The organism is Glaciimonas sp. OK215, from assembly GCF_057787885.1.
The window spans coordinates 6,240,567-6,262,259 of the sequence record NZ_CM173544.1 but is presented as its reverse complement, the minus strand read 5'-3'; the positions used below and the strand labels follow the sequence as shown (position 1 = coordinate 6,262,259).

Here is a 21,693-nt window from a genome sequence, read left to right as displayed (position 1 = left end):
TGCAACACTCGCGGACCGAAAGTTGCCAAAAAAATCCCCGCCAAATGGAATTAGTACGGCAAATCAACGTATTGCGAGATTGGCATGGTTTTTGCGATACGGCATATGGTGATTCAAGAACAATGTCGCAAAAAAGTTATTGATGCCGGGGAGGCAGCAATCATGAAGCGGATACAGCGCGTGCGCATGGATGATTGTTCCTGCACGATCCATGCCTGGAATAAAAAAACCAATCGGCAAAACGCGCAGATCCGTCATATCCGTCATATCCATCAAACGCATCTCATCACTGGATTACTGATCGGCGCAGTGCTGCTGTCACAGGCGTTTTTTCCGCTCCGCGCACATGCGGACGACTCCGGCGGACACATTGTAGTCCTGCGCACAATTCCGGCACACGACGCCTTTCGTATCGGCGATATCGGCACGCCAACCGAGGTCTCGACCGCACCGGAAACGCTCAGCGATGCGGTGATGGGGAACGTGAATGGCCAAAGTCAATCGGCGAACGGCGTAACCGCCGCTAACGGTGCGATGACAGGCTCATTGGCAAGCACGCTGGGGAATAACGCCTCGACCATCGATAACACGGTGCCCCAAGTTCTGGTCGGCGCTGGCGGCGCCACCGGCGGTGTGGCTGGCGCGATCATGCGCGGCATGGCGCCGCTCAGCAGCCTGACGAACATCATGCCTGGCGCAAGATGATGCGCGCCCGCCGTTTCTCCATCACGCTGACAGCGCTGGCGGCGCCCCTGTTGCTGATCCCGGCTTCAGCCCAGGCCCAGTTCGTACAGCCGGTGCCGCTCTGGCAAACCGTTATTTCCGATAATGCGCTGTCGCATAGCAGCGGCAACATCGGCATCAACCTGGGTGCCGGGAATGGCAATGCGCAGGCCAACATGACCGCGATCGCGATAGGCGACGCACCGAGTGCCGCGCAACTGTACAGCAAACAACTAGCGGCGCTCAGCCATGCCGGCGATGCCAACGTACCCGGCACGGCACTGACTGGCATAGGTCCCGGCGCGTTCCAGGGCGCCAGCGGCGCGATCAAGGTAAACCAGGCAAGCGGCAGCGCGAACACCCAGGTGAATATGGCGGCGCTGGCGGTTGCAACACATTCTGAAGTGTCGATAGACCAGTTGGGTCAGGTCAGCGCTTCATCGCAGCTGCCGAATGGTTCATCCGTGGATACCGTGACGTCGAAGGGGAAGAAGGCGGAGATCGCCGACTCGGCTTTCATCGGCGCGCGCGGCGTCGTTCAGGTGAGTCAGTTGGCCGGGTCGTTGAACAGCACGGCCAATATTTTCATACTCCACGTGAGTGTGCCGTAGTACCGCCGTAGCAGTCCGTAGTCCGTCTTAAATGGTCAGTCTCTCACTATAGAAATACACTCAAGGAGGTTGTGATGAAACTTGTTCCACTTACCCTGGCAGCAATGCTGGCAACCACGTTCTCCGGCGCTGTGCTGGCGGGAGGACAAGACCACCAAGGCAATCCTGTCTTCATTGGCAACCACACTTTCATCAGCAATGATGTGGCAGTCGAAGGTGATGTGCATGTAGACGGCTGGATTTATGTCGGATCGGAATCAAAAGCAATTCTCGACAATTCCCAATCCGCATTGGGCAACAACACCTATTCCGTAGGTGGCAAGAATGAGGCCAAAGTAGATAGCGGTTCAGGCAATGGTGCCCAAGGTAACCTCGGCATCAACGTTGCGGCCGGTGCGGGCAATGCCCAAAGCAATGAAGTCGCCCTGTCGGCTATCGACGCCAGCATGGTGTTCGCCGCTGCACAAACCTTCTCGACCCAGACTTCGGTGGTGAACAGCATGATTTCAAGTAACGCCGAAAACAACGCCAAAATCAGCGACTCTCTCGCAGGTGTCAAAGGCAATGTCGGCGTGAACGTGGCAGCAGGTGCCGGCAATCTGCAAGACAACCAATTGGCAGCTTCGGTCAACACCAGCGGTACTTTGGCTATGGCAACCGGCTCGAACCAGCAAGTGAGCGCATTTAACGAGATTTCCAACAGCAACAGCTACGTCGACAACGACGCTTCGATTAGCCATGGTGCACTGGCAGGCGGACAAGGCAACATCGGCGCCAACGTAGCGGCCGGCTTCGGCAATCTGCAGCACAACAGCTTGTCGATTGCAGTCGCTTCAGGTAAATAGCCATCATCGGAGTACGACTACGCACCAGGAATCGACATTCGCCACGCCGCTTCGATGGGGGGACTCTGTAGAGGTGGCGCTGGCGGTGCGCAGGCATTTCGCGACTGGCGTTCAGGGGGGATAAAGTGAGCATTTTTAACCTTGCAGTTGCTGCCGCGGTGCTATCGACCGCTTCGGCAGCTGCCTTGGCAGGCCCGCCGCCAAATTCTGTCTTCATTGGCAACCACAGCATAATCAGCAACGACATCGATGTCGACGGTAGTGCGCACGTATTCGGCAAGATTCCCGTCTCATCGGAATCAAAAGCCGTTACCGAGAATAGCCAACTCGCCATCGGCAACATGTCTGGGTCCAGCTTCGGCACCAATTACGCCACGATAGATGACGGGTCCGGCAACGGCGCCCAGGGCAATCTGGGCCTGAACGTGGCGGCCGGCAGCGGGAACGCACAAGACAACGAAGTCGCACTGTCGGCGATCGACGGCGGCGTCGTGTTTGCAGCGGCGCAAACATTCTCGACGCAGATTACCGGGGTGAATGGAAGCAGCTCCCATCACACTCCAAACAACGCCGGCATGCATGATGCGTTGAACGGTGTGAAGGGCAATCTGGGCGCCAACGTCGCCGCTGGCGAAGGCAATCTGCAGGATAACCAACTGGCCGCTTCGGTTAACACCAGCGGTACTTTGGCTACGGCAACCGGCTCGAATCAACAAGTGATCGCTATCAATTTTTCAGGGGATGATCCCTGGAGAGTGGCTAACGAGGCCACGCTGAGCGGCGCACTGGGTCACGTCCAGGGCAATGCCGGCGCCAACGTTGCAGCCGGTGTCGGCAACCTGCAACATAACAGCCTGTCGATTTCGGTAACACAAGGTGGCGCACCAGTGACTCCTCCAACCAACGGCAATTGCGGTTGCGCTGGTGGCCATCCTTGATTTGCAGCTTGGTGTAGCACTATCGCGACAAGATAGATTGATCGACGGAACGTTGTCCTCGACGTTCCGTTTCCCTACCCACCGGTACTTGGTCGCGCAAGTGCTGGTGGGACTTTTTTCTAACGGATACATCATGTTGACGCGCCTCCTGATGAGCAGTTTATGTAGTGCCGCAATGTTGCTGACAGGCGCTGCCATGGCCGATGAAACGGCTGCTCCCGGCTATCTCGCTCAACAGACTGACCCAGACCCGGCATTCTCCAAGCCGGTCGCCATCGGCAGCATAGTGCCCGGCCTGACCCAGCTGAAGCTGCCGGTACGGACCTGGCGCGACATGCGCTACAACAACATGGTGCGCCAGGACCGCGATTTCACTTGCGGCGCCGCTGCACTCGCGACCATATTGCAAAACGTGTTCGGCAGCACCACAAGAGAAAACGAGATCATCGAAGATATGCTCAAGCATACCGATGCGGCAGTAGTTCAGCAGCGTGGCTTTTCCTTACTCGACATGAAGAACTATGTCGAGCGCGTCGGCCTGCGCGGACGCGGCTATAAAATCGATGCGAATAGTCTGCGGGCGATAAAAATTCCTGTGATCGCGTTACAAAATGTGCGCGGTTATTCGCACTTCGTGGTCATTAAACATGTTGAAGGCAACACCATTTACATTGCCGATCCGGCGCTCGGCAATCGGCAAATGCCATTAGAAGAATTTACGCCGTCGTGGAACGGCATCGTATTCGCGGTCGTAGGGGATGGCATCCGCCAGGAAAATCCGCTGCTCGATTCCAGCAAGTCGGTGGCAGCGCATTATCGGGCCGGGCTGGCAACGCGCGTACTGCCACAACAACAGGAGTTCGGCTTAGTCGGCCTGGATTCCTTTTAAGAGAGAACGCATCATGTGCGCACTTCATGGCAATCTTGTTTGCCAGAGCCGCCAATTGACCGGCAGGCTTGCCAGCGGACTGACGCTGGCGCTGTTACTGGCATTGCCCGCCATCGGTCAAGCCAGCACGCTTAAGGTATGTAGTGCGCAAGGCCGTTGCGGCGAGGCGCAATTACTCGATGACGAGCAACTGGCGGCCGTGGCCGGCAAATTCACCATTGCCGGCAACGTCGTCGGCATGACGATCAATATGCTGTCGAGCTGGCAGACGGCCAACGGACAGCATTTGCAAGGCAAGGCCAATGTCTCGATCACCTTGCCCAACGGCAGCAACCCGGCACAGTCCAGCATCCATACGCAGGCCAGCATCAGTGGTCCGCAAAATGCTACGCCGACGGTCACTACCGGTAGCGTGTATGGCGGCAGCGGAATACGCAGCGTCAACGGGGTCTCGCAACTGGTACAAATCGCCGGTGACGGCAACGGCGCAGTAAATAGCACCGGCATCGATATCAGCAGTACCCCCGCCATCAACAGCGGTACGGCCAATGGCGCTGCCAACGCTACCTACACCGCAGCTAACGGTGCCCAGGCCAGCGCCAATATCGGCAGTAACGGTATCGAGCTGACGCTCAGCGTACCGGGAGCCGGCCTCGCCCAGCAACAAGTTAACGCAGCCGGTCTGGGTAACCTGCAGCAAAGTATCCAGATCAATGCGAATCAACAGCAAATCATCAACCAGATGCAACTGCAGATCCAGATGCGTCCGCTCACCGGCAGCCAGCTGGCGGCGCAGGGATTTAGCAGTGCAATCAACGCCTTACGGGGAAAATAATCTGCTGACAGGACATAAAAATACGGTCTGACAATGCCACCAATGCGCAACAGATGCATAAGGGGAATTGACAAGCAAAATCTACTCAGTCATTGTATGTGTCGGGATTGCCTGACACAACTACACATGGGGCAACATGAATACGCGGAAAATGGTAAATGTAGCGGCCTGCGCGACCTGGCTGCTACCGTTGGCGGCATGGGGTGCGAGCACTGAGGATATTGATAAAACAATTGCCACAGTGCGTCTGTTAACGGAAAAATTCGAACAGCAGCAGCGAACGATTCAACGCCTGGAAACGCGCATCACCAAATTGGAAACCGAGATAGCGCAACACACCGCTGACGCCAGCCTCGCCCATGTGCGCGGGCGCGGCGTGCCTTCCGAAAATCCCACGCTGTCGAAAGCCATTGCCCAAGTCAATGGCGGTGCCGCACCCAATCCCGCCGGCTTTGCCATGGTGGCGCAAGCGGGCCAGGCTCAGGCCGCAACGCCAGGCGCCGACAGCATTGGTCCGGCTAGCCCGGCCGCAACCGATCAACCGACCCAGCCAGGTACAGCCGGCAATAGCGCCGGCACCTCAACAGTACAGGCGCAGGCCATCACCAGTACCCAGGGCATCCCGCTGTTCGAGAACAAATTCTCGTTTGAACAGGGCCTGACCTACACCCATTACGACAAGCGCAATCTGATCGTCAGCGGCTTCCTGGCGCTCGACGCCATCGTACTTGGCAAGATCAACCTGCAACAAACCAAAACCGACCAGCTGCAATACGATCTGACCGGACGCTGGAGTGTCACCGATCGCATCAGTCTCGATTTGAACGTGCCTTTGGTGTATCGCAGCTCGAACTATATTTCCCCGGGCGCGGGTGGCGCCGGCGACGCATTCAGCGACGCTCGCAACAGCACTACAGCACTCGGCGACGTCAATGCCGGTGTGTATTACCAGTTCAAAAAAGCGTCACCGAACGATCTCGACTGGATTGCCAGTGTGCGTCTGCGCGCACCAACCGGCGTCTCGCCATTCGGCATCAAGTACCTGCAAAATACCGACCCCAACAATAACAATCTGGTCGTGCCAACCAAACAGCCTACCGGCAACGGCGTCTTTAGCACCTCGGTCGGCCTGTCCGTATTGAAGACCTACGACCCTATCGTCCTGTTCTCCAACCTCGGCTACACCTACAATTTGCAACGCAGCGTCGGCGACTTGTCGCCAACGGTCGGCACCACGGTTGCCGGCGATGTCAGGCTGGGCAACGCATGGACATTCGGTACAGGTTTCGCGTTGGCGCTGAATGAAAAATCGTCGATGAGTTTCGCCTACTCACAGCTCATCCAAAAGAATTCGTCGTTGCGTGCACAGGGCGGCGCATGGATACGGCAAGTCGGCAGCGATCAAAACGCCGCCTCGTTCAACGTCGGCCTGACCAATCAGCTCAGCAAAAACCTGACCATGGTCGGTACGCTGTCAGTCGGCTTGACACCGGACGCACCGAATTTCTCGGTAGGGGTCAAGTTCCCGTATTCGTTCTGACAGGCTGGCGATGAGCGATCGCCGCCCGCTGAATAGTCGTTACCTCTGCACTACGATTACCGTCACGGTAGCCCGCTGCCGCACCTGCAATGCAGCATCCTCCGCCGCCGCACGGCTGGTAAACGGTCCCGCATACAAGCGATAGACACCGCCAACCGCGACATTCTCCAGGGAACTCACTACGTCCGGTAATTGCTGCAACAACCGTTGCCGCGCCACCTCGGCATTCGGTTGCCGGGAAAAAGCGCCAAGCTGCAGGTAATAGCCTTGCGCCGCAGGATCCCGCAGCCGCTCTCCTGCCGGCGTTTCGGTGCCGTCGTTAAACTGACTCAGCAGTTTCCCATGAAGCGGTCTTGATTCCGGCATGACGCTATCCGCGGCGCCGGGCGTCAGCGCAGCGGAAGCACTCTCGATCGCGCCGGGGGCGGCATTCTTTGGCTGCTTGTTCAGCGCAAGGATGTCGGCCGGCAGCAGGCGCTCAACCTCAAGCTCACCGCTACCGCTCCCCAAATAACCCAACTTCAGTGCCGCCGTGTAGGACAAATCGATAATCCGGCTGGAGTGAAACGGCCCACGATCGTTGATGCGCACAATCACCTGCTTGCCATTCTTCAGATTCGTCACTCGGGCGTAGGAGGGAATCGGCAGCGTCGGGTGGGCAGCGGTCATCTTGTACATGTCGTACGGTTCACCGGAAGAAGTCCGTTGCTTGTGGAATTTCTTGCCGTACCAGCTACCAATCCCGCGCTGGGTGAACGGCCGGTCAGCGGTCAGCGGCGTGTAAGTTTTTCCAAACACGACATACGGCTTGTTCCCGGTACGCGAATATGGCTCAACGGTGGGAACCGCATCGGCGACATCCTCCAAGCCTTCCGGAATATCATCACCGGGGCCGTCATCCTTGTAATAGCCGCCGCGTCCAGAACCGGCGGCGGGCAGTGCGGGTGTGGTACGAGCGGATTTCGATGGCTTGCTCTTCGTCACGGAAGCCGGGTTCGATTCCGACGCTGGCGGCGTGGTACTGCAACCGGCCACAATCAGCAATGGCGCCAACGCGCTCAAACTCAGCCCGCGCAGGTGGAAATATCGGTTGCGATGGTTGCAATTGACGCTACGAAATGACATGACGCTCCTTGGCAATCGGATGGATCGGATAAATGCCGACAACAAAACAGGCGGACGTTTATGGATCACGCCGGGTCAGACTAAGTTCACAAGAAAGCAAAAATAACCGCGGAGCGACTGCGGTCGATGACCGCATCGTTTACGTAACTAAACATCAAGTCTGAATTAATTTACGATGCCGCTGTATGCTCATCAAAATCCCGGCGCCGAGTCCCAGCGTCACCAAGGCGGTACCACCGTAGCTCATGAATGGCAGCGGCACCCCGACCACCGGCAGGATACCACTGACCATGCCCATATTCACGAAGGCGTAGGTGAAGAAAATCATCGTGATGGAACCTGCCAGCAAACGCGTGAACATGGTCGGTGCGTTGGCCGCGATCATCAAACCACGACCGATCAGCAATATATACAGGAATATCAACACGCCATTCCCGATCAGGCCGAATTCTTCCGAGAACACCGCAAAAATAAAATCCGTGGTGCGTTCCGGGATAAATTCCAGATGCGACTGGGTGCCTTTCAGCCAACCTTTGCCAAACACACCGCCGGAACCAACCGCGATGGTGGACTGAATGATGTGAAACCCTTTGCCGAGCGGATCGGAAGTCGGGTCGATCAACATCATCACCCGCTGGCGCTGATAGTCATGCAGCACGGTCCATACTACCGGCAGGCTGGCGCCGACGGCAAGCGCCAGACCAATCAGAACACGCCAGGACAAACCCGCCAAAAAGATGACATAAAATCCGGCTGCCAGCACCAGCGTGCCGGTACCCAGATCCGGCTGCCGGACAATCAGACCGACCGGCACCACCAGTAACAGCGCTGCAACGGCGTAGTCGCGCCAGGTGATCATGCCTTCGCGCTTCTGGAAGTACCATGCCAGCATCAGCGGCATCGCGATTTTCATAATCTCGGAAGGCTGGATCACAACCCCAAAATTCAGCCAGCGCCGTGAGCCTTTCTTGACTATCCCGAACAGCGCCACCGCAATCAGCAGCGCCACGCCGACGCTATATATCGGCACCGCGAAGCGCATCAGGGTTTGCGGCGGTATGCTGGCCGCGACCCACATCACCACGAACGCCACCAGAATATTGCGCAGCTGATCTTCGACCCGCCCCGGGAAATCGATCCCGGCCGAGTACAAGGTCACGATCCCGACCGACAAAATCAGAAAAATAATCAGCGACAAGGATCCATCAAATATCGCAACATGCGATTTGATCAGACGCCACCAGGAATGTTTGTCGGACAGATTCATTGTTTAGTTCTAAATAGGGGACAGAAGCGACAGCGCTTCACTCCCGATTGCCGGCAGTTTCGGCGCCGGGTTTGTAGCTTTCATCGTCGCCCGCCCCGGCCTTGACCTCGTCAGCCGCCGGCTGCTCATCCGATGCGGGCATGGTCACGCCAGGCTTATCCTTGTCGCCAGGGCGCTTGCCCAGCAAATAGTAATCCAGCGCCTTACGTACAATTGGCGCTGCCGCCGCCGCACCGAAGCCGCCGTTTTCGACGATCACGGCGATGGCGATGCGCGGCTTGTCGACAGGTGCAAAAGCAGTGTACAACGCATGGTCGCGGAAGCGTTCGCCCACTGCATGGGTATTGTATTTTTCATTTTGCTTGATGGTAAATACCTGCGCAGTACCCGTTTTGCCGCCCGACTCGTAGCCGGCTCCGGCAAATACGCGGGCCGCAGTACCTTCGTGGGTAACGCCCACCATCGCGCGCTTGATGACATCGATATTTGCCTGCTTCAACGGAATCCGGAAACTTTCTTTGGGCACCGTCTCGGTATGCTGATGGCTGACGCCGTCTTCAAGAATCTTGACCAGATGCGGCTTCATGACGATGCCGTTATTTACCAGCGTGGCAGTCGCATGCGCTATTTGCAACGGTGTGAAGGCATTGAAGCCCTGGCCGATGCCAAGTGAAATGGTGTCGCCCGCCTGCCATTTCTGACGCGCCGCTGTCTTGTAGGCAGTGCGCTTCCATTCTGTCGACGGCAACAGGCCACGCCGCTCATGCTCAAGGTCGATGCCGGTGATCTGACCGAAGCCGAACGGTTTCATGAAGTCATGAATCGCATCGACGCCCAAGTCATTCGCCACCATGTAGAAATACGTATCGCAGGAATCGACGATCGCCTTGTACATGTCGACCACACCGTGCCCGCCCACCTTGTCATCGCGGAAACGATGGCTGCCCAGCGTGAAAAATCCCGGATCCCGAATGGCTTGCTGGGGCGTGCGCTTGCCCAGCTCCAGCGCGGCGAGTGCCATGAATGGCTTGTAGGTGGATCCCGGCGGATAGGTGCCGTTCATCGGCCGGTTGATCAACGGATGGTCCGGCGAATTGAGCAGCTCGTTCCAGCTCTGCTGGTCAATCCCGTCGACAAACAGATTCAAATCGTAGGTTGGCTGCGACACATACGCCAGAATATCGCCGGTAGCCGGATCAATCGCCACCAGCGCACCGCGATGATCGCCAAACGCTTCCTGCACCACTTTCTGCAACTCGATATCAATCGATAGAATCAGATTGTTGCCAGGGGTCGCCGAGGTGCGCGACAAGGTGCGCACGGCACGTCCGCTGGCCGAAATTTCAATTTCCTCGTAACCCGTGGTGCCGTGCAGCTGGCTCTCGTAACTCTTTTCGAGACCTTCTTTGCCGATGTAATCGGTGCCCTTGTAGTTGGCCGCGTCGTCGCTGTCGTCGATGGCGTCGGCGTCGTTCTGACTGATGCGGCCGATGTAGCCAATCACATGCGCAGCAACGTCGCCCAGTGGATATTCTCGGAACAGGCGCGCCTGTACATCCACGCCGGGAAAGCGATAACGTTGTGCCGTAAACCTGGCCACTTCCTCATCGGTTAGCCGGGTCCGGATCGGTAAGCTGGCGAAGCTCTTCGAATCATCCATCAATTTCTTGAAACGACGCCGGTCTTTGGGCTGAATATCGATCAGCTTCGCCAAATCATCGATCACGTCTTCCAGCTTGCCGTTGATCTTGGAGCGCGTAATTTCCAGCGTATAGGCAGAATAGTTGCGCGCCAGCACGACGCCGTTGCGATCCATGATCAAGCCACGATTCGGCACCACCGGCACTAACGAAATCCGGTTTTCCTCGGCTTGCGCCGCATAGGTTTCATGACGCACGATCTGCAGCCAGATGAAACGCGCCACCAGGAGCGAAAAGCAAAACAGCACGAACACCACCACAGCGGTGATCCGCATCCGGAAGTTATGTAGCTCGCGTTCAGTGTTCTTAAATTCTGTCATGGGTATTGCGCCGTCAGATGTTGGCGCAGAGAGTAGCCGAGGCCGCGAACCGGCAAAGGTAATTAAATCGGACGGTTGTCATCACGATTAATGGCTCGCCGTTGTGGTGCCAGCAACATCCAGCTCAGTAGCGGCCACAAGAGCACGCTGATCACGCTTTCGCTGAAATACATCCAGCCGGGAAACTTGCCGCTAATGATCATCCGTAACACCAGCTGCAGCGCCTGGGTCAACAATAGCAGCGGAAATATGTGCAGGGCCTGGCCCAGCGGCGAAAACCACAGTACGCGCCGATGGATCATGATCGCGAAATACGAGAGCAGCGTGTAGGACAAGGCACTTTGCCCTAGTAGCGTTGCATCGTGAACATCCATCAACAGCCCCATGCAGAATGCGATAACGATACCGATCTTGCGCGGTTGATGAATACTCCAGAACACCAGCACCAGCGCGACAAAATCCGGCACGCCCGGCCATTGCCCCCAGGGCAGTAAATTCAGAAAGAATGCCAGCAGCAACGTCAGCGCAATAAACAGCGGATTAGCCGGCAATAAAATATAGTGCGGACGGTTCATTGGGTACCCTCCTGCGGATTTTTGCGCGGTGCGTTGGCGACCCGGGCGGCATTTTTCGCGGCATCTTTATTCGCTTCCTTGTCGGCTTCTTTCGCCGCCTCTTGCGCCTTTTCTCTGGGGCTGTCGGTCAAACGGCGTTTGCTCAAGGTGTCGACTTTCCCATTCCCTGGTTTGACCACATCGTCAGGACGTGGCGCCGGATTCGGATCGACCAGCAAAATCAGCAATTGCTTGTGCCGGTCGATCCCTGCGGCCGGTTCGCAAACGATGTGCGCAAAAGCGTCGGCCGATTTGGTTTCAACCAGCACCACTTTCGCCACCGCCAGACCAGGAGGATAAACACCGTCGATACCGGAGGTCACCAGCACGTCGTCTTTTTTAATATCGGCATTGGCCGCCATGAAACGCAAATCCAGGAACCCGGACTGACCACGGCCATAAGCAACGCTGCGCAAACCATTCCGCAACACCTGCACCGGAATCGCCTGATCCTTGTCGGTCAGCAACGTGATTTCAGAGGTAAACGGGAACACCCGTGTGACCTGACCGACAATACCGGCATCGTCGATCACCGGCTGACCGGCCCGGACCCCATGTTGCGAGCCACGATCCATCACCACCTTGCGCGTGAACGGATCGCGCGCATCGTAGAGAATTTCGCTCATCACGGATTTCACCGGCAGTTGCTGTTGTGCGCCCAGCAATTTGCGCAGCTGGGCGTTTTCTGCCGCCAGCAACTGGGCTTGTTGCAATTGCTGCGCGCGCGCAGCCTGCTGGTTGCGCAATTCCCGGTTTTCTTTCTCCACCGAGGACAGCGAAGAGAAATAGTCGACCATGCGAAAGGTAGCGTCGCGCGGTATCAGCGCCACCGCTTGTACCGGATAAAGCACTGTGCCGACGGCCTGCCGCAGCAGTGTCAGCGCATGCAGACGCGAATCCGCGATCAGCAGCGCTATTGCCAGCAAAGTGCACACGATCGCCTTCACGCGTGCCGAAGCGCCTTGCTTGAAGAGTGGCGGCGGGCTGTATTCCATCAATGGCAAACGGTTTATCAGTTACTAAGATTGGGGAATATGCATCACGATGTGCATCACGACCGCGCTAGCTAACACTAATGGCCGAGTCCGGAAACACCCGGCCCAGCCACTGGCGCCCGGCCTCAGAACCGAAGTCGGGAGGTGGGCAGCACGCGTCATCTGTGTGAATTACTCGTAAGAGAAGATCGAACCCAGCTTGTCCATCCGCTCCAGCGCCATGCCGGAACCACGTACCACGCAGGTCAGCGGATCTTCGGCAACAATCACCGGCAAGCCGGTTTCTTCCATCAGCAGGCGGTCCAGATCACGCAGCAAAGCGCCGCCACCGGTAAGCATCATGCCTTTTTCGGCAATGTCTGCACCCAGTTCCGGCGGTGTCTGCTCCAATGCATTTTTGACTGCCGACACAATGTTGTTAAGCGGATCAGTCAGCGCTTCCAGAATTTCATTGCTGGAAATAGTGAACGAACGGGGAATGCCTTCCGACAGGTTGCGGCCCTTGACTTCCATTTCCTTGACTTCCGAACCGGGGAAAGCGGAACCGATCGCCTTCTTGATCGCTTCTGCAGTTTGCTCGCCGATCAGCATGCCGTAGTTGCGGCGGATGTAGTTGACGATGGCTTCGTCAAATTTGTCGCCGCCAACGCGTACCGAACCCTTGTAGACCATGCCGCCCAGCGAGATGATGCCGACTTCGGTCGTACCGCCGCCGATATCCACCACCATTGAACCGGTCGCATCGGAAACCGGCAAACCGGCGCCGATTGCAGCTGCCATCGGCTCTTCGATCAGAAATACCTGCGAAGCACCGGCACCCAGTGCCGACTCGCGAATCGCGCGGCGCTCAACCTGGGTCGAACCGCAAGGAACGCAGATGATGATGCGCGGGGAGGGTTTGAACATCTTGGTGTCGTGCACCATGCGGATGAATTGCTTGAGCATTTGCTCGGTGACGGTGAAATCGGCGATCACGCCGTCTTTCATAGGCCGGATCGCCTCGATATTGCCAGGGACTTTACCCAGCATCTGTTTGGCTTCCCGACCTACCGCCTGAATTGTTTTCTTGCCATTGGGGCCGCCTTGCTGGCGGATTGCGACGACTGACGGCTCGTCAAGAACAATGCCCTTGTCACGTACATAAATCAGCGTATTCGCGGTACCCAGATCAATCGCCAGATCGTTCGAAAAGTAACTGCGTAAAAATCCAAACATGAATTGTCCTGATGCGCAACAATGGTGCGCCTAAGCGTTTTATAGGGGGTATCTAGTGTCTGCACATGGCCACTTCAGCGACCTCTAAAAACCTGCTGCACGACCCCATCCCGGATCTGTGATGCTCACTGCACCTCGGCACGGCTGCAGGATTTGCAACACCGTCGGTCCGACCTGGTCTGTTTTACTGCGGTTTTTAAAGCTGCACTTCTGCTACATGCGGCATGGACCCGACATTCTACCTTATAATTTGAATCAGATTGATCGACAAAAGGCTAGAAATGCTTGCCTTTTACAATGTTTTAAGAATTTTTTACCGACATTAATGCATTTTCATACAACACTTTTCAGCCGCGCCCGGTGCGCCACCAAAAATCATGTCACTAGACCTTTCCGACGTTAAACGCATTGCCAATCTGGCACGCCTTGAGCTTACCGAAGACCAAGCCGCGTCCACCTTAGACAAGCTTAACGGCATCTTTTCCCTGGTTGAACAGTTGCGCGCCGTCGATACCACCGGTGTCGAGCCGTTGAGCCACCCCATTGCCGCGCTGCAGACCGATCTGGCGCTGCGCCTGCGCGATGACGTCGTGACCGAACCCAATCGCCGCGACGATTATCAGCGCGTCGCACCGGCAACCGAGGACGGCCTCTATTTGGTGCCGAAAGTTATCGAATAAATGCCTATAAAACATAGGATAAAGAGGTGTCGTTTCACCCAGCGCCAAATTGAATAAAATTGCAAGCCGGGGTTAATTAGATAACACTCACCGGCAGAATTCCTTAGGACATGTTGAACACTTGCGACACTGGCCAGTCCCGACTGGTGCGTGTACGGCAAGATATTCAATCCAACCTTCACCCCGCAGGTTTCCATCACATGCATACCAAAACTCTCAAACAACTGTCGACGCTGTTACACGAAAAGAAAATTTCGTCAGTGGAACTGGCAACGCAGTTTCTGGCGCGTATCCAGCAAAGTGATCTGAATGCATTTCTGCACGTCGATCCGGAATTAACGTTGCAGCAGGCACGCGCCGCGGATCAACGCCTGGCACAAAATGACAGCACGCCATTGACCGGTTTGCCGATCGCACACAAGGATATTTTTGTGACACGCGACTGGCGTTCAACCGCCGGCTCCAGGATGCTGGAAAACTACGTCAGTCCATTTGATGCAACCGTGGTTGAGCATTTCAAAAATGCCGGCATGGTCCACTTGGGCAAGCTGAACTGCGATGAATTTGCGATGGGTTCATCCAACGAAAATTCCTACTTCGGCCCGGTCAAAAATCCCTGGGATAAAACCGCGATTCCTGGCGGCTCGTCGGGCGGGTCAGCGGCGGCAGTCGCCGCGCGTTTGACGCCGGCCGCCACGGCAACCGACACCGGCGGTTCGATCCGTCAACCGGCTTCGCTATGTGGCGTCACCGGTATCAAACCAACCTACGGCAGTGTCTCGCGCTTCGGGATGATTGCGTTTGCCTCGTCACTGGATCAGGCCGGCCCGATCGCTAAAACCGCAGAGGATTGCGCCCTGTTGCTGAATGCCATGACCGGTTTTGATCCACGCGATTCGACCAGCCTGGAACGTCAAAAAGAAGACTTCACGCGCGTTCTGGACAACGACATCAAAGGTTTGCGCATCGGCATTCCACGCGAATATTTCAGTAGCGGCCTGGCCCCGGACGTTGAGCAAGCCGTGCGTGCGGCACTCGGCGAGTATGAAAAACTTGGTGCGGTCCTGGTCGATATTTCCTTACCGAAAACCGAGCTGTCGATTCCCGTGTATTACGTGATTGCACCGGCCGAAGCCTCGTCCAACCTGAGCCGCTTCGACGGTGTGCGCTACGGCCATCGCGCAGCCGATTACAAAGACCTGGCCGACATGTATCAGAAGTCGCGTGCCGAGGGATTCGGCGAAGAAGTCAAGCGTCGCATCCTGGTGGGCGCCTATGTGCTGTCGCACGGCTATTACGATGCCTACTATTTGCAAGCGCAAAAAATTCGCCGCCTGATCGCGCAGGATTTCCAGAATGCGCTGACCGGCCCGAACCGCCTGTGCGACGTCATCATGGGCCCGGTATCGCCAACGGTGGCGTGGGATCTGGGAGCGAAAGCCGACGATCCGGTGGCTAACTATCTGGCCGACATTTACACGCTGTCGACCAGCCTGGCAGGCTTGCCCGGCATGTCGATTCCATGCGGATTCGGTCAGGGAGAAAAGAATGCACGCCGTCCGGTCGGCTTGCAAATCATCGGTAATTATTTTGACGAAGCCAGGTTGCTCAACGTCGCGCATCAGTATCAGCGCGTGACCGACTGGCATCTGCGCACGCCGGACTAACCGCAACCACAGAGCCGGCCATGCGCGTCGTCCGCCACTTTTCCCTGCGTTATCTGCATGCAATGGTATTGTTGCCAGGCTTGGCGCTGCTATCGACGGCGGCGCACGCGCAGCAATTGCAAACCAAATTTGTTTGCAACGCGACCCGTGATGAAGATGGCGAAAAAGTGATTTACGCCGACGGTGGTGAAATACGTTTGAATGGCAATAAGGTGGAAGCTTTTCGCTGGGAGTCCGCGCAATACCGGACCTTGCATGGTTTCGATTGCAGTGTCGACGAAAGCGACGAGCCGGTGGTTGAAGCGAGCCGGGACGGCGGTAAAGACAGCTGGCGCGTCACCCTGAAAGATGCAGCCGCGGCACGGCAACGACGCGGTTACGATTTCTTCAACCATGGCATGAATTGCAGCATCCGCCTGCAGCGCGATGGCGACACCTTAAGTATCAAACCGAGCTGCCCGGTGTTGTGTGGTTCAAGAATAAACTTTACGGAACTATCGGTGGATTTAAAAACCGGCAGTTGCCGTTATGAAGAGTAAGTGCGGGTAATGTGACAGCATCCGCACATAAAACTAAGCGAGGAAATTATGCAGTGGGAAGTCGTGATCGGTCTGGAAACGCATGCGCAACTCTCGACCAAATCTAAAATTTTTAGCGGTGCTTCCACCCAGTTCGGTGCCGAGCCCAACACCCAGGCCAGTCCGGTCGATCTGGCGCTGCCGGGCGTATTGCCGGTACTCAATCGCGGTGCGGTCGAACGCGCCATTCAGTTTGGCCTGGCGGTCGATGCGGTGATCGCAGCGCAATCCATTTTTGCGCGCAAAAACTACTTCTATCCGGATCTGCCGAAAGGCTACCAGATCAGTCAGTTTGAAATCCCGGTGGTGCAAGGCGGCAAGGTCTCGTTCGTCCTCGAAAAAGATGGCAAGAGTGAAGTCCGCTCGGTGCAATTGACCCGTGCCCACCTGGAAGAAGATGCCGGTAAATCGCTGCACGAGGACTATCAGGGCATGACCGGCATCGACTTGAATCGTGCCGGCACGCCGCTGCTGGAAATCGTCACCGAGCCGGACATGCGCAGCGCTGCCGAGGCGGTTGCTTACGCCAAGGCATTGCACGCGCTGGTGATGTGGCTGGGCATTTCCGACGGCAACATGCAAGAAGGTTCTTTCCGTTGCGATGCCAACGTCTCGGTACGCCCGCTCGGCCAAAAGGAATACGGCACACGCCGCGAAATCAAGAACCTGAACTCGTTCCGCTTTCTCGAAGAAGCGATCAATTACGAAGTCCGGAATCAGATCGAAACCATCGAAGACGGCGGCACCATTCGCCAGGAAACCCGTCTGTACGATCCCGATAAAAAAGAAACGCGTTCAATGCGCAGCAAGGAAGATTCGCAGGATTACCGCTACTTCCCGGACCCGGATTTGCCGCCGCTGGTGATCGCTGCCGAATGGGTAGAGCGCGTACGCGCGACGATGCCGGAGTTGCCGGCGGCGATGCGTGGACGCTTTGTGCGCGACTACGCGCTGTCGGAATACGATGCCATTGTATTGACGCAATCGAAGGCCATGGCGGCTTATTTCGAAGCGGTGGTCGCCAAAGCAGGCAAAGAACAAGCCAAGCCGGCCGCCAACTGGTTGATGGGAGATGTCTCCTCGACCCTTAACCGTGAAGGCGTCGACATCAGCGCCGCACCGGTCAACGCCACGCAATTTGCGTTGCTGCTACAGCGTATCGCCGATGGCACCATTTCCAACAAGATTGCGAAAGAGGTATTTGCAGCGATGTGGGAAGCCAGGGCAGCACAAGATACGCTGGCCGACGAGATCATCGAAAGCAAAGGCCTGAAACAGATTTCCGACAGCGGCGCACTGGAAAAAATCGTCGACGACGTATTGGCTGCGAATGCCAAATCGGTCGAAGAATTCCGCGCCGGCAAGGAAAAGGCCTTCAACGCCCTAATCGGTCAAGCCATGAAGGCCAGCAAAGGCAAGGCAAACCCGGCACAACTGACTGAGTTGCTCAAGCAAAAACTGACCGCTTAAGGCAATGCTATAGGTCGGAAAGCGCAATGCCTTCTGACCTGGTTTATATTCTTTCAACGCGCTTAACGATCGGCAGCGCTCGACTGGCTGCGGGTCAGATCACGGTAGCGTTTCAACATATCGTCAAATTTGGCGTTGATCCCCGCCGCCTCGACCTGATGTTCGTTCAGGTTTTTCCTGCCATATTGAATCGCCCGGTTAGCATCGTCGATCTTGACGCGTAAAGCCGCTGGCAGCTTTTTATTCTTATAGAATTCAGTCTCGACCTGCGTCGCTTTCAACTGTTTTTCCGCATCCACTATCCACTCCTTATCGCGTTTGATCATGTCCTGCGACAAGTCCAGGTAGTAGCGGCGCGATGTGGCAATATCGCTCTCGCTGCGATAGCGCGACAGCAGCGCCCTATCCTGCTGGCGCTGCTGCTCCAGCGCGGCGGCGGCAGCCTGCCGTTTTTCTTCTTGCAGTTGCAACTGGCGCCTTTGCTCGGCGTTCAACGGCGCTGGAATCTCACGCTTGACCAGGCCGGTATTGCTTAACTCCCGGACCGCCCGGTCGGCACATTCCTGCGTCAGACGATCAGAGGTGATGGTGCGTCCGGCGCTATCCTTGCATGAATAAATCTCCGCATGCGCCAGCAGCGGCAGCGCAGAAATCAACAACAACGTAAAAGCTGCGCGCGATGGCAAGCCGGGCACGCTTGTGCAACGCTGCATAAGATGCAACAAAAGATGTTTTTTTACGCGACGATTCATGCACTTATCCACAATTTAATACAACACACCAGCCCGCAAAGTCAGGCCACGCCGTAACGTGTCCGATAAGCCGCCACAGCGGCTTTGTATTGCGCCAGCTGCGGGTCGGCGCCGGCACCCGAGATATACTCCAGCAAGTCGTCCAGATTGCCGATCGAAATCACCGGCACACCGAACTCACGCCCCACTTCCTGCACCGCCGATTGCGCGGACAGTGCATCGTCCTTGCCCGAACGCTCCATCCGATCCAGCGCGATCAGCACCGCACATGGCGTGGCGCCGGCAGCGCGGATCATTGCGACCGATTCCCGCACCGAGGTACCGGCCGAAATCACGTCATCAATAATCACCACCCGCCCCTGCAACTTGGCACCGACGATCGTGCCGCCTTCGCCATGATCCTTGGCTTCCTTGCGGTTATACGAAAACGCCACGTTCCGACCCTCGGCTGCCATCGCTACCGCAGTCGCGGAGGCCAAGGTAATGCCTTTGTAAGCCGGCCCGAACAGCATGTCGAACTCGACACCGGAGTCCAGCAAGGTACGCGCGTAAAACTGTGCCAGCTGCGCCAGCGTTGCGCCTTCATTAAACAAACCGGCGTTGAAAAAGTAAGGCGAAGTACGCCCGGCCTTAGTCACGAATTCGCCAAATCGGAGAACACCGGTGGCGACCGAAAACTCGATAAATTGTTGACGTAAATTATTCAAAATATATTCCAGACGAAGAATGTGACCATTAAGGTAACGCATGCGGTGACAAATTTTGTCGCTTTGACCCTGAAAAGCGACGCCTAGCCGTCATTTTAAATGGTGTTCACGTCATTAGGCAGCAAATGCAAGCACTGTGCCATCAACAACTATCGGAAAGTCGCACAACCGTCTCCCCCACGGGACATGCATTCCACCCAGCAACCCACTCCGCCGTGCGCATGGGCCGCCGCAGCCGAATCGGTTATCCTAATGCGTCTGCGAATGCGGCTATCGATTCGTTGTATCTTCGCTATTGCCTCGCTGTTTCCTCGCTGTTTCCTCGCTGTTTCCTCGCTGTTTCCTTTAACGCACTTATTTCGACTCTTTCAACTATGCCAAGAATTATCTCCGCCAATCTCAACGGAATCCGCTCTGCCGCCAAAAAAGGCTTTTTTGAATGGATGGCCAAGCAATCCGCCGACTTCATTTGCGTGCAGGAACTGAAGGCCCAGGAACCGGACATGTCGCCTGAAATGCTGGCGCCGGCAGGTTATTTCGGTAATTTTCATTACGCCGAAAAGAAGGGCTATTCTGGCGTCGGCCTGTACAGCAAACGCACCCCGAACGCGGTACGAATCGGTTTTGGCAATCCTGAGTTCGATGCCGAAGGACGTTATGTCGAATGTGATTTCGGCGAACTGACCGTCATTTCGCTGTACTGCCCATCCGGTTCATCCAGTGAAGAGCGCCAACTGGCAAAATTCCGTTTCATGGAAGCCTTCTTGCCGCATTTGCAGGAACTCAAAGCCAGCGGCCGTGAAGTCGTCATCTGTGGCGACTGGAACATCGCCCACCAGGAGATCGACCTGAAGAACTTCAAAGGGAATAAAAACAATTCGGGCTTTTTGCCGGAAGAGCGCGCCTGGTTGACCCAACTGTTCGATGAAGTGGAGCTGGTCGACGTGTTCCGCAAAATCGATCCCCGCGCCGAGCAATACACCTGGTGGAGCAATCGCGGCCAGGCCTGGGCCAAGAACGTCGGCTGGCGTATCGATTACCACATCTCGACCCCCGGTATCGCCGCCAAAGCGCATGCGGCGGCCATCTACAAGGATGAGCGCTTTTCGGATCATGCGCCGCTGACGATCGATTATGCGGATGCCTGAGCGATAAATTCAATGATGTAAGCAGGAGGCGCACCCGCCGCCAATATTTACACTTGCACCAGGCCCTCGACAAACACTTTCAAATCGCCTTTGCCAAACTGCGTCCACACTTCGTTGGTAGTCAGCGGCGCAGTCACAATCACGGCTACCCGATCTTTGGGCGTTGTCACTTGTGAAAAATCGACGGTCACTTCTTCGTCCGACAACTTGGCTTCGGCAAACGGAAACTGACGAATGATGTAATACAAATTGGTCGAGCAATGGGCGAACAGCGCCGAACCATCTGACAGCAGCATATTAAAAACACCGTGTTTGGCGATTTCGCTGGTCAGCTCTTGCAAGGCGGTCGTCAATTCCGCAGTATTCGGCAAGGATTCGCCGAAACGATGACGCAGCTCCTGCAAAATGTAGCAAAACGCCAATTCACTATCCGTATTGCCGACTGGCCGAAACGCCCCATTCAGACGCGGCGCAAACTCCTTTAAATCGCCGTTATGCGCGAATACCCAATAGTGCCCCCACAGCTCGCGCACAAACGGATGACAGTTTTCAAGCAACACCTGGCCCTGTGTGGCTTTGCGAATATGCGCGATGACATTTTTCGATTTGATCGGACAACGACGAATCAACTCCGCCACCGGCGACGCGATTGCCGCCTGGTAATCCACGAAATGACGCACGCCGCTGCCTTCAAAAAAGGCAATACCCCAACCGTCGCTATGATGGTCGGTCTGGCCGCCACGCGTGGCAAATCCGGTAAAGCTGAACACAATGTCGGTCGGCACATTGCAGTTCATTCCAAGTAGCTGACACATGATTTTTCAGATCAAGAATAGGGATAAAAAAATACGCCTGACAAAGGATCGATAATGCGAAATACAGGCTTATAACGTTACCACGCGAAGGTTGTCAAAAGAAAAGAAATATCGTGCGTTGCGCCGCTCCCGTCAAATCCGCAGGCACAACCGCGAACTCCCTACACGAGCGGCGCTTATAAGTTCGCGACTATATCTCCTATTCTGGCGACAAACACCTCGCCTCCCCGCTTTGCCCCACTATGGACCACCATTGCGT

At 56.2% G+C, this 21,693-nt stretch carries 21 protein-coding genes; 12 read left to right on the top strand and 9 right to left on the bottom strand.

Features of this window, described 5'->3' with window-relative positions; genetic code table 11:
* Positions 1 to 162 precede the first annotated feature (162 nt).
* From AC3CHX_RS28975 to AC3CHX_RS28945, 7 genes are all read left to right on the top strand, one after another.
* Entirely contained in the window at positions 163 to 705 is a 543-nt protein-coding gene (locus AC3CHX_RS28975) for a hypothetical protein (protein ID WP_488631385.1), read from the top strand.
* Positions 702 to 1,334, top strand: coding sequence for a hypothetical protein (locus AC3CHX_RS28970; protein WP_488631384.1), 633 nt, complete (start codon positions 702 to 704; stop codon positions 1,332 to 1,334). Before AC3CHX_RS28975 ends, AC3CHX_RS28970 begins: the two co-directional genes overlap by 4 nt.
* 74 nt (positions 1,335 to 1,408) lie before the next feature.
* On the top strand, positions 1,409 to 2,179 hold the full coding sequence (locus AC3CHX_RS28965) for a cell surface protein (protein ID WP_488631383.1): 771 nt from the start codon (positions 1,409 to 1,411) through the stop codon (positions 2,177 to 2,179).
* Positions 2,180 to 2,304: 125 nt separating this feature from the next.
* Positions 2,305 to 3,117 (top strand): cell surface protein, encoded by an 813-nt coding sequence (locus AC3CHX_RS28960; RefSeq protein WP_488631382.1) that lies wholly within the window; start codon positions 2,305 to 2,307, stop codon positions 3,115 to 3,117.
* Between the two features lie 133 nt (positions 3,118 to 3,250).
* Complete coding sequence (locus AC3CHX_RS28955; RefSeq protein ID WP_488631381.1) at positions 3,251 to 4,006, top strand: C39 family peptidase; 756 nt, start codon at positions 3,251 to 3,253, stop codon at positions 4,004 to 4,006.
* 13 nt (positions 4,007 to 4,019) lie between these two features.
* Positions 4,020 to 4,841 (top strand): hypothetical protein, encoded by an 822-nt coding sequence (locus AC3CHX_RS28950; RefSeq protein ID WP_488631380.1) that lies wholly within the window; start codon positions 4,020 to 4,022, stop codon positions 4,839 to 4,841.
* 136 nt (positions 4,842 to 4,977) lie between these two features.
* The gene (locus AC3CHX_RS28945) at positions 4,978 to 6,381 is read left to right on the top strand and encodes a hypothetical protein (RefSeq protein WP_488631379.1); all 1,404 of its coding nucleotides are present in this window, start codon (positions 4,978 to 4,980) and stop codon (positions 6,379 to 6,381) included.
* A gap of 39 nt (positions 6,382 to 6,420) precedes the next feature.
* Here AC3CHX_RS28945 and AC3CHX_RS28940 read toward each other — a convergent pair whose 3' ends face one another.
* The 6 genes from AC3CHX_RS28940 to AC3CHX_RS28915 all read right to left on the bottom strand — a co-directional run bounded on the left by AC3CHX_RS28940 (position 6,421) and on the right by AC3CHX_RS28915 (position 13,617).
* The gene (locus tag AC3CHX_RS28940) at positions 6,421 to 7,506 is read right to left on the bottom strand and encodes a septal ring lytic transglycosylase RlpA family protein (protein WP_488631378.1); all 1,086 of its coding nucleotides are present in this window, start codon (positions 7,504 to 7,506) and stop codon (positions 6,421 to 6,423) included.
* A gap of 154 nt (positions 7,507 to 7,660) precedes the next feature.
* The gene (gene rodA, locus AC3CHX_RS28935; RefSeq protein WP_488631377.1) at positions 7,661 to 8,773 is read right to left on the bottom strand and encodes a rod shape-determining protein RodA; all 1,113 of its coding nucleotides are present in this window, start codon (positions 8,771 to 8,773) and stop codon (positions 7,661 to 7,663) included.
* 37 nt (positions 8,774 to 8,810) lie between these two features.
* The gene (gene mrdA / locus AC3CHX_RS28930) at positions 8,811 to 10,793 is read right to left on the bottom strand and encodes a penicillin-binding protein 2 (RefSeq protein WP_488631376.1); all 1,983 of its coding nucleotides are present in this window, start codon (positions 10,791 to 10,793) and stop codon (positions 8,811 to 8,813) included.
* Positions 10,794 to 10,855: 62 nt separating this feature from the next.
* Entirely contained in the window at positions 10,856 to 11,368 is a 513-nt protein-coding gene (gene mreD, locus AC3CHX_RS28925; protein WP_488631375.1) for a rod shape-determining protein MreD, read from the bottom strand.
* Entirely contained in the window at positions 11,365 to 12,402 is a 1,038-nt protein-coding gene (gene mreC, locus AC3CHX_RS28920) for a rod shape-determining protein MreC (RefSeq protein ID WP_488644962.1), read from the bottom strand. Before mreC ends, mreD begins: the two co-directional genes overlap by 4 nt.
* Positions 12,403 to 12,573: 171 nt before the next feature.
* Positions 12,574 to 13,617, bottom strand: coding sequence for a rod shape-determining protein (locus AC3CHX_RS28915; protein ID WP_488631374.1), 1,044 nt, complete (start codon positions 13,615 to 13,617; stop codon positions 12,574 to 12,576).
* A gap of 377 nt (positions 13,618 to 13,994) precedes the next feature.
* On the opposite strand from AC3CHX_RS28915, the gene gatC reads away from it, so the two are divergent.
* The 4 genes from gatC (at position 13,995) to gatB (ending at position 18,012) form a co-directional block, all read left to right on the top strand.
* Positions 13,995 to 14,297, top strand: a complete 303-nt coding sequence (gatC, locus tag AC3CHX_RS28910; protein WP_488631373.1) for an Asp-tRNA(Asn)/Glu-tRNA(Gln) amidotransferase subunit GatC — start codon at positions 13,995 to 13,997, stop codon at positions 14,295 to 14,297.
* Between the two features lie 200 nt (positions 14,298 to 14,497).
* The gene (gene gatA, locus AC3CHX_RS28905; protein WP_488631372.1) at positions 14,498 to 15,964 is read left to right on the top strand and encodes an Asp-tRNA(Asn)/Glu-tRNA(Gln) amidotransferase subunit GatA; all 1,467 of its coding nucleotides are present in this window, start codon (positions 14,498 to 14,500) and stop codon (positions 15,962 to 15,964) included.
* A 20-nt stretch (positions 15,965 to 15,984) separates the two neighbouring features.
* Entirely contained in the window at positions 15,985 to 16,503 is a 519-nt protein-coding gene (locus AC3CHX_RS28900; protein WP_488631371.1) for a hypothetical protein, read from the top strand.
* 45 nt (positions 16,504 to 16,548) lie between these two features.
* Positions 16,549 to 18,012, top strand: coding sequence for an Asp-tRNA(Asn)/Glu-tRNA(Gln) amidotransferase subunit GatB (gatB, locus tag AC3CHX_RS28895; RefSeq protein ID WP_488644961.1), 1,464 nt, complete (start codon positions 16,549 to 16,551; stop codon positions 18,010 to 18,012).
* Between the two features lie 62 nt (positions 18,013 to 18,074).
* Here gatB and AC3CHX_RS28890 read toward each other — a convergent pair whose 3' ends face one another.
* Positions 18,075 to 18,764, bottom strand: a complete 690-nt coding sequence (locus AC3CHX_RS28890; protein ID WP_488631370.1) for a DUF4124 domain-containing protein — start codon at positions 18,762 to 18,764, stop codon at positions 18,075 to 18,077.
* Positions 18,765 to 18,805: 41 nt separating this feature from the next.
* Positions 18,806 to 19,471, bottom strand: a complete 666-nt coding sequence (pyrE, locus tag AC3CHX_RS28885; RefSeq protein ID WP_488631369.1) for an orotate phosphoribosyltransferase — start codon at positions 19,469 to 19,471, stop codon at positions 18,806 to 18,808.
* Between the two features lie 374 nt (positions 19,472 to 19,845).
* On the opposite strand from pyrE, the gene AC3CHX_RS28880 reads away from it, so the two are divergent.
* Positions 19,846 to 20,619, top strand: coding sequence for an exodeoxyribonuclease III (locus tag AC3CHX_RS28880; RefSeq protein WP_488631368.1), 774 nt, complete (start codon positions 19,846 to 19,848; stop codon positions 20,617 to 20,619).
* Positions 20,620 to 20,666: 47 nt separating this feature from the next.
* Here AC3CHX_RS28880 and AC3CHX_RS28875 read toward each other — a convergent pair whose 3' ends face one another.
* Complete coding sequence (locus AC3CHX_RS28875; RefSeq protein WP_488631367.1) at positions 20,667 to 21,434, bottom strand: class II glutamine amidotransferase; 768 nt, start codon at positions 21,432 to 21,434, stop codon at positions 20,667 to 20,669.
* Between the last annotated feature and the right edge of the window lie 259 nt (positions 21,435 to 21,693).

Excerpts from the sequence above, each read along its gene's own strand:
- AC3CHX_RS28950 (WP_488631380.1), top strand. The coding sequence starts at position 4,020 with ATGTGCGCACTTCATGGCAATCTTGTTTGCCAGAGCCGCCAATTGACC.
- mreC (WP_488644962.1), bottom strand. The coding sequence starts at position 12,402 with ATGGAATACAGCCCGCCGCCACTCTTCAAGCAAGGCGCTTCGGCACGC.
- gatC (WP_488631373.1), top strand. The coding sequence starts at position 13,995 with ATGTCACTAGACCTTTCCGACGTTAAACGCATTGCCAATCTGGCACGC.
- AC3CHX_RS28975 (WP_488631385.1), top strand. The coding sequence starts at position 163 with ATGAAGCGGATACAGCGCGTGCGCATGGATGATTGTTCCTGCACGATC.
- rodA (WP_488631377.1), bottom strand. The coding sequence starts at position 8,773 with ATGAATCTGTCCGACAAACATTCCTGGTGGCGTCTGATCAAATCGCAT.
- AC3CHX_RS28880 (WP_488631368.1), top strand. The coding sequence starts at position 19,846 with ATGCCAAGAATTATCTCCGCCAATCTCAACGGAATCCGCTCTGCCGCC.
- gatA (WP_488631372.1), top strand. The coding sequence starts at position 14,498 with ATGCATACCAAAACTCTCAAACAACTGTCGACGCTGTTACACGAAAAG.
- AC3CHX_RS28955 (WP_488631381.1), top strand. The coding sequence starts at position 3,251 with ATGTTGACGCGCCTCCTGATGAGCAGTTTATGTAGTGCCGCAATGTTG.
- mrdA (WP_488631376.1), bottom strand. The coding sequence starts at position 10,793 with ATGACAGAATTTAAGAACACTGAACGCGAGCTACATAACTTCCGGATG.
- AC3CHX_RS28900 (WP_488631371.1), top strand. The coding sequence starts at position 15,985 with ATGCGCGTCGTCCGCCACTTTTCCCTGCGTTATCTGCATGCAATGGTA.
- AC3CHX_RS28965 (WP_488631383.1), top strand. The coding sequence starts at position 1,409 with ATGAAACTTGTTCCACTTACCCTGGCAGCAATGCTGGCAACCACGTTC.
- AC3CHX_RS28940 (WP_488631378.1), bottom strand. The coding sequence starts at position 7,506 with ATGTCATTTCGTAGCGTCAATTGCAACCATCGCAACCGATATTTCCAC.
- AC3CHX_RS28915 (WP_488631374.1), bottom strand. The coding sequence starts at position 13,617 with ATGTTTGGATTTTTACGCAGTTACTTTTCGAACGATCTGGCGATTGAT.
- AC3CHX_RS28945 (WP_488631379.1), top strand. The coding sequence starts at position 4,978 with ATGAATACGCGGAAAATGGTAAATGTAGCGGCCTGCGCGACCTGGCTG.
- mreD (WP_488631375.1), bottom strand. The coding sequence starts at position 11,368 with ATGAACCGTCCGCACTATATTTTATTGCCGGCTAATCCGCTGTTTATT.
- AC3CHX_RS28875 (WP_488631367.1), bottom strand. The coding sequence starts at position 21,434 with ATGTGTCAGCTACTTGGAATGAACTGCAATGTGCCGACCGACATTGTG.
- AC3CHX_RS28970 (WP_488631384.1), top strand. The coding sequence starts at position 702 with ATGATGCGCGCCCGCCGTTTCTCCATCACGCTGACAGCGCTGGCGGCG.
- AC3CHX_RS28890 (WP_488631370.1), bottom strand. The coding sequence starts at position 18,764 with ATGAATCGTCGCGTAAAAAAACATCTTTTGTTGCATCTTATGCAGCGT.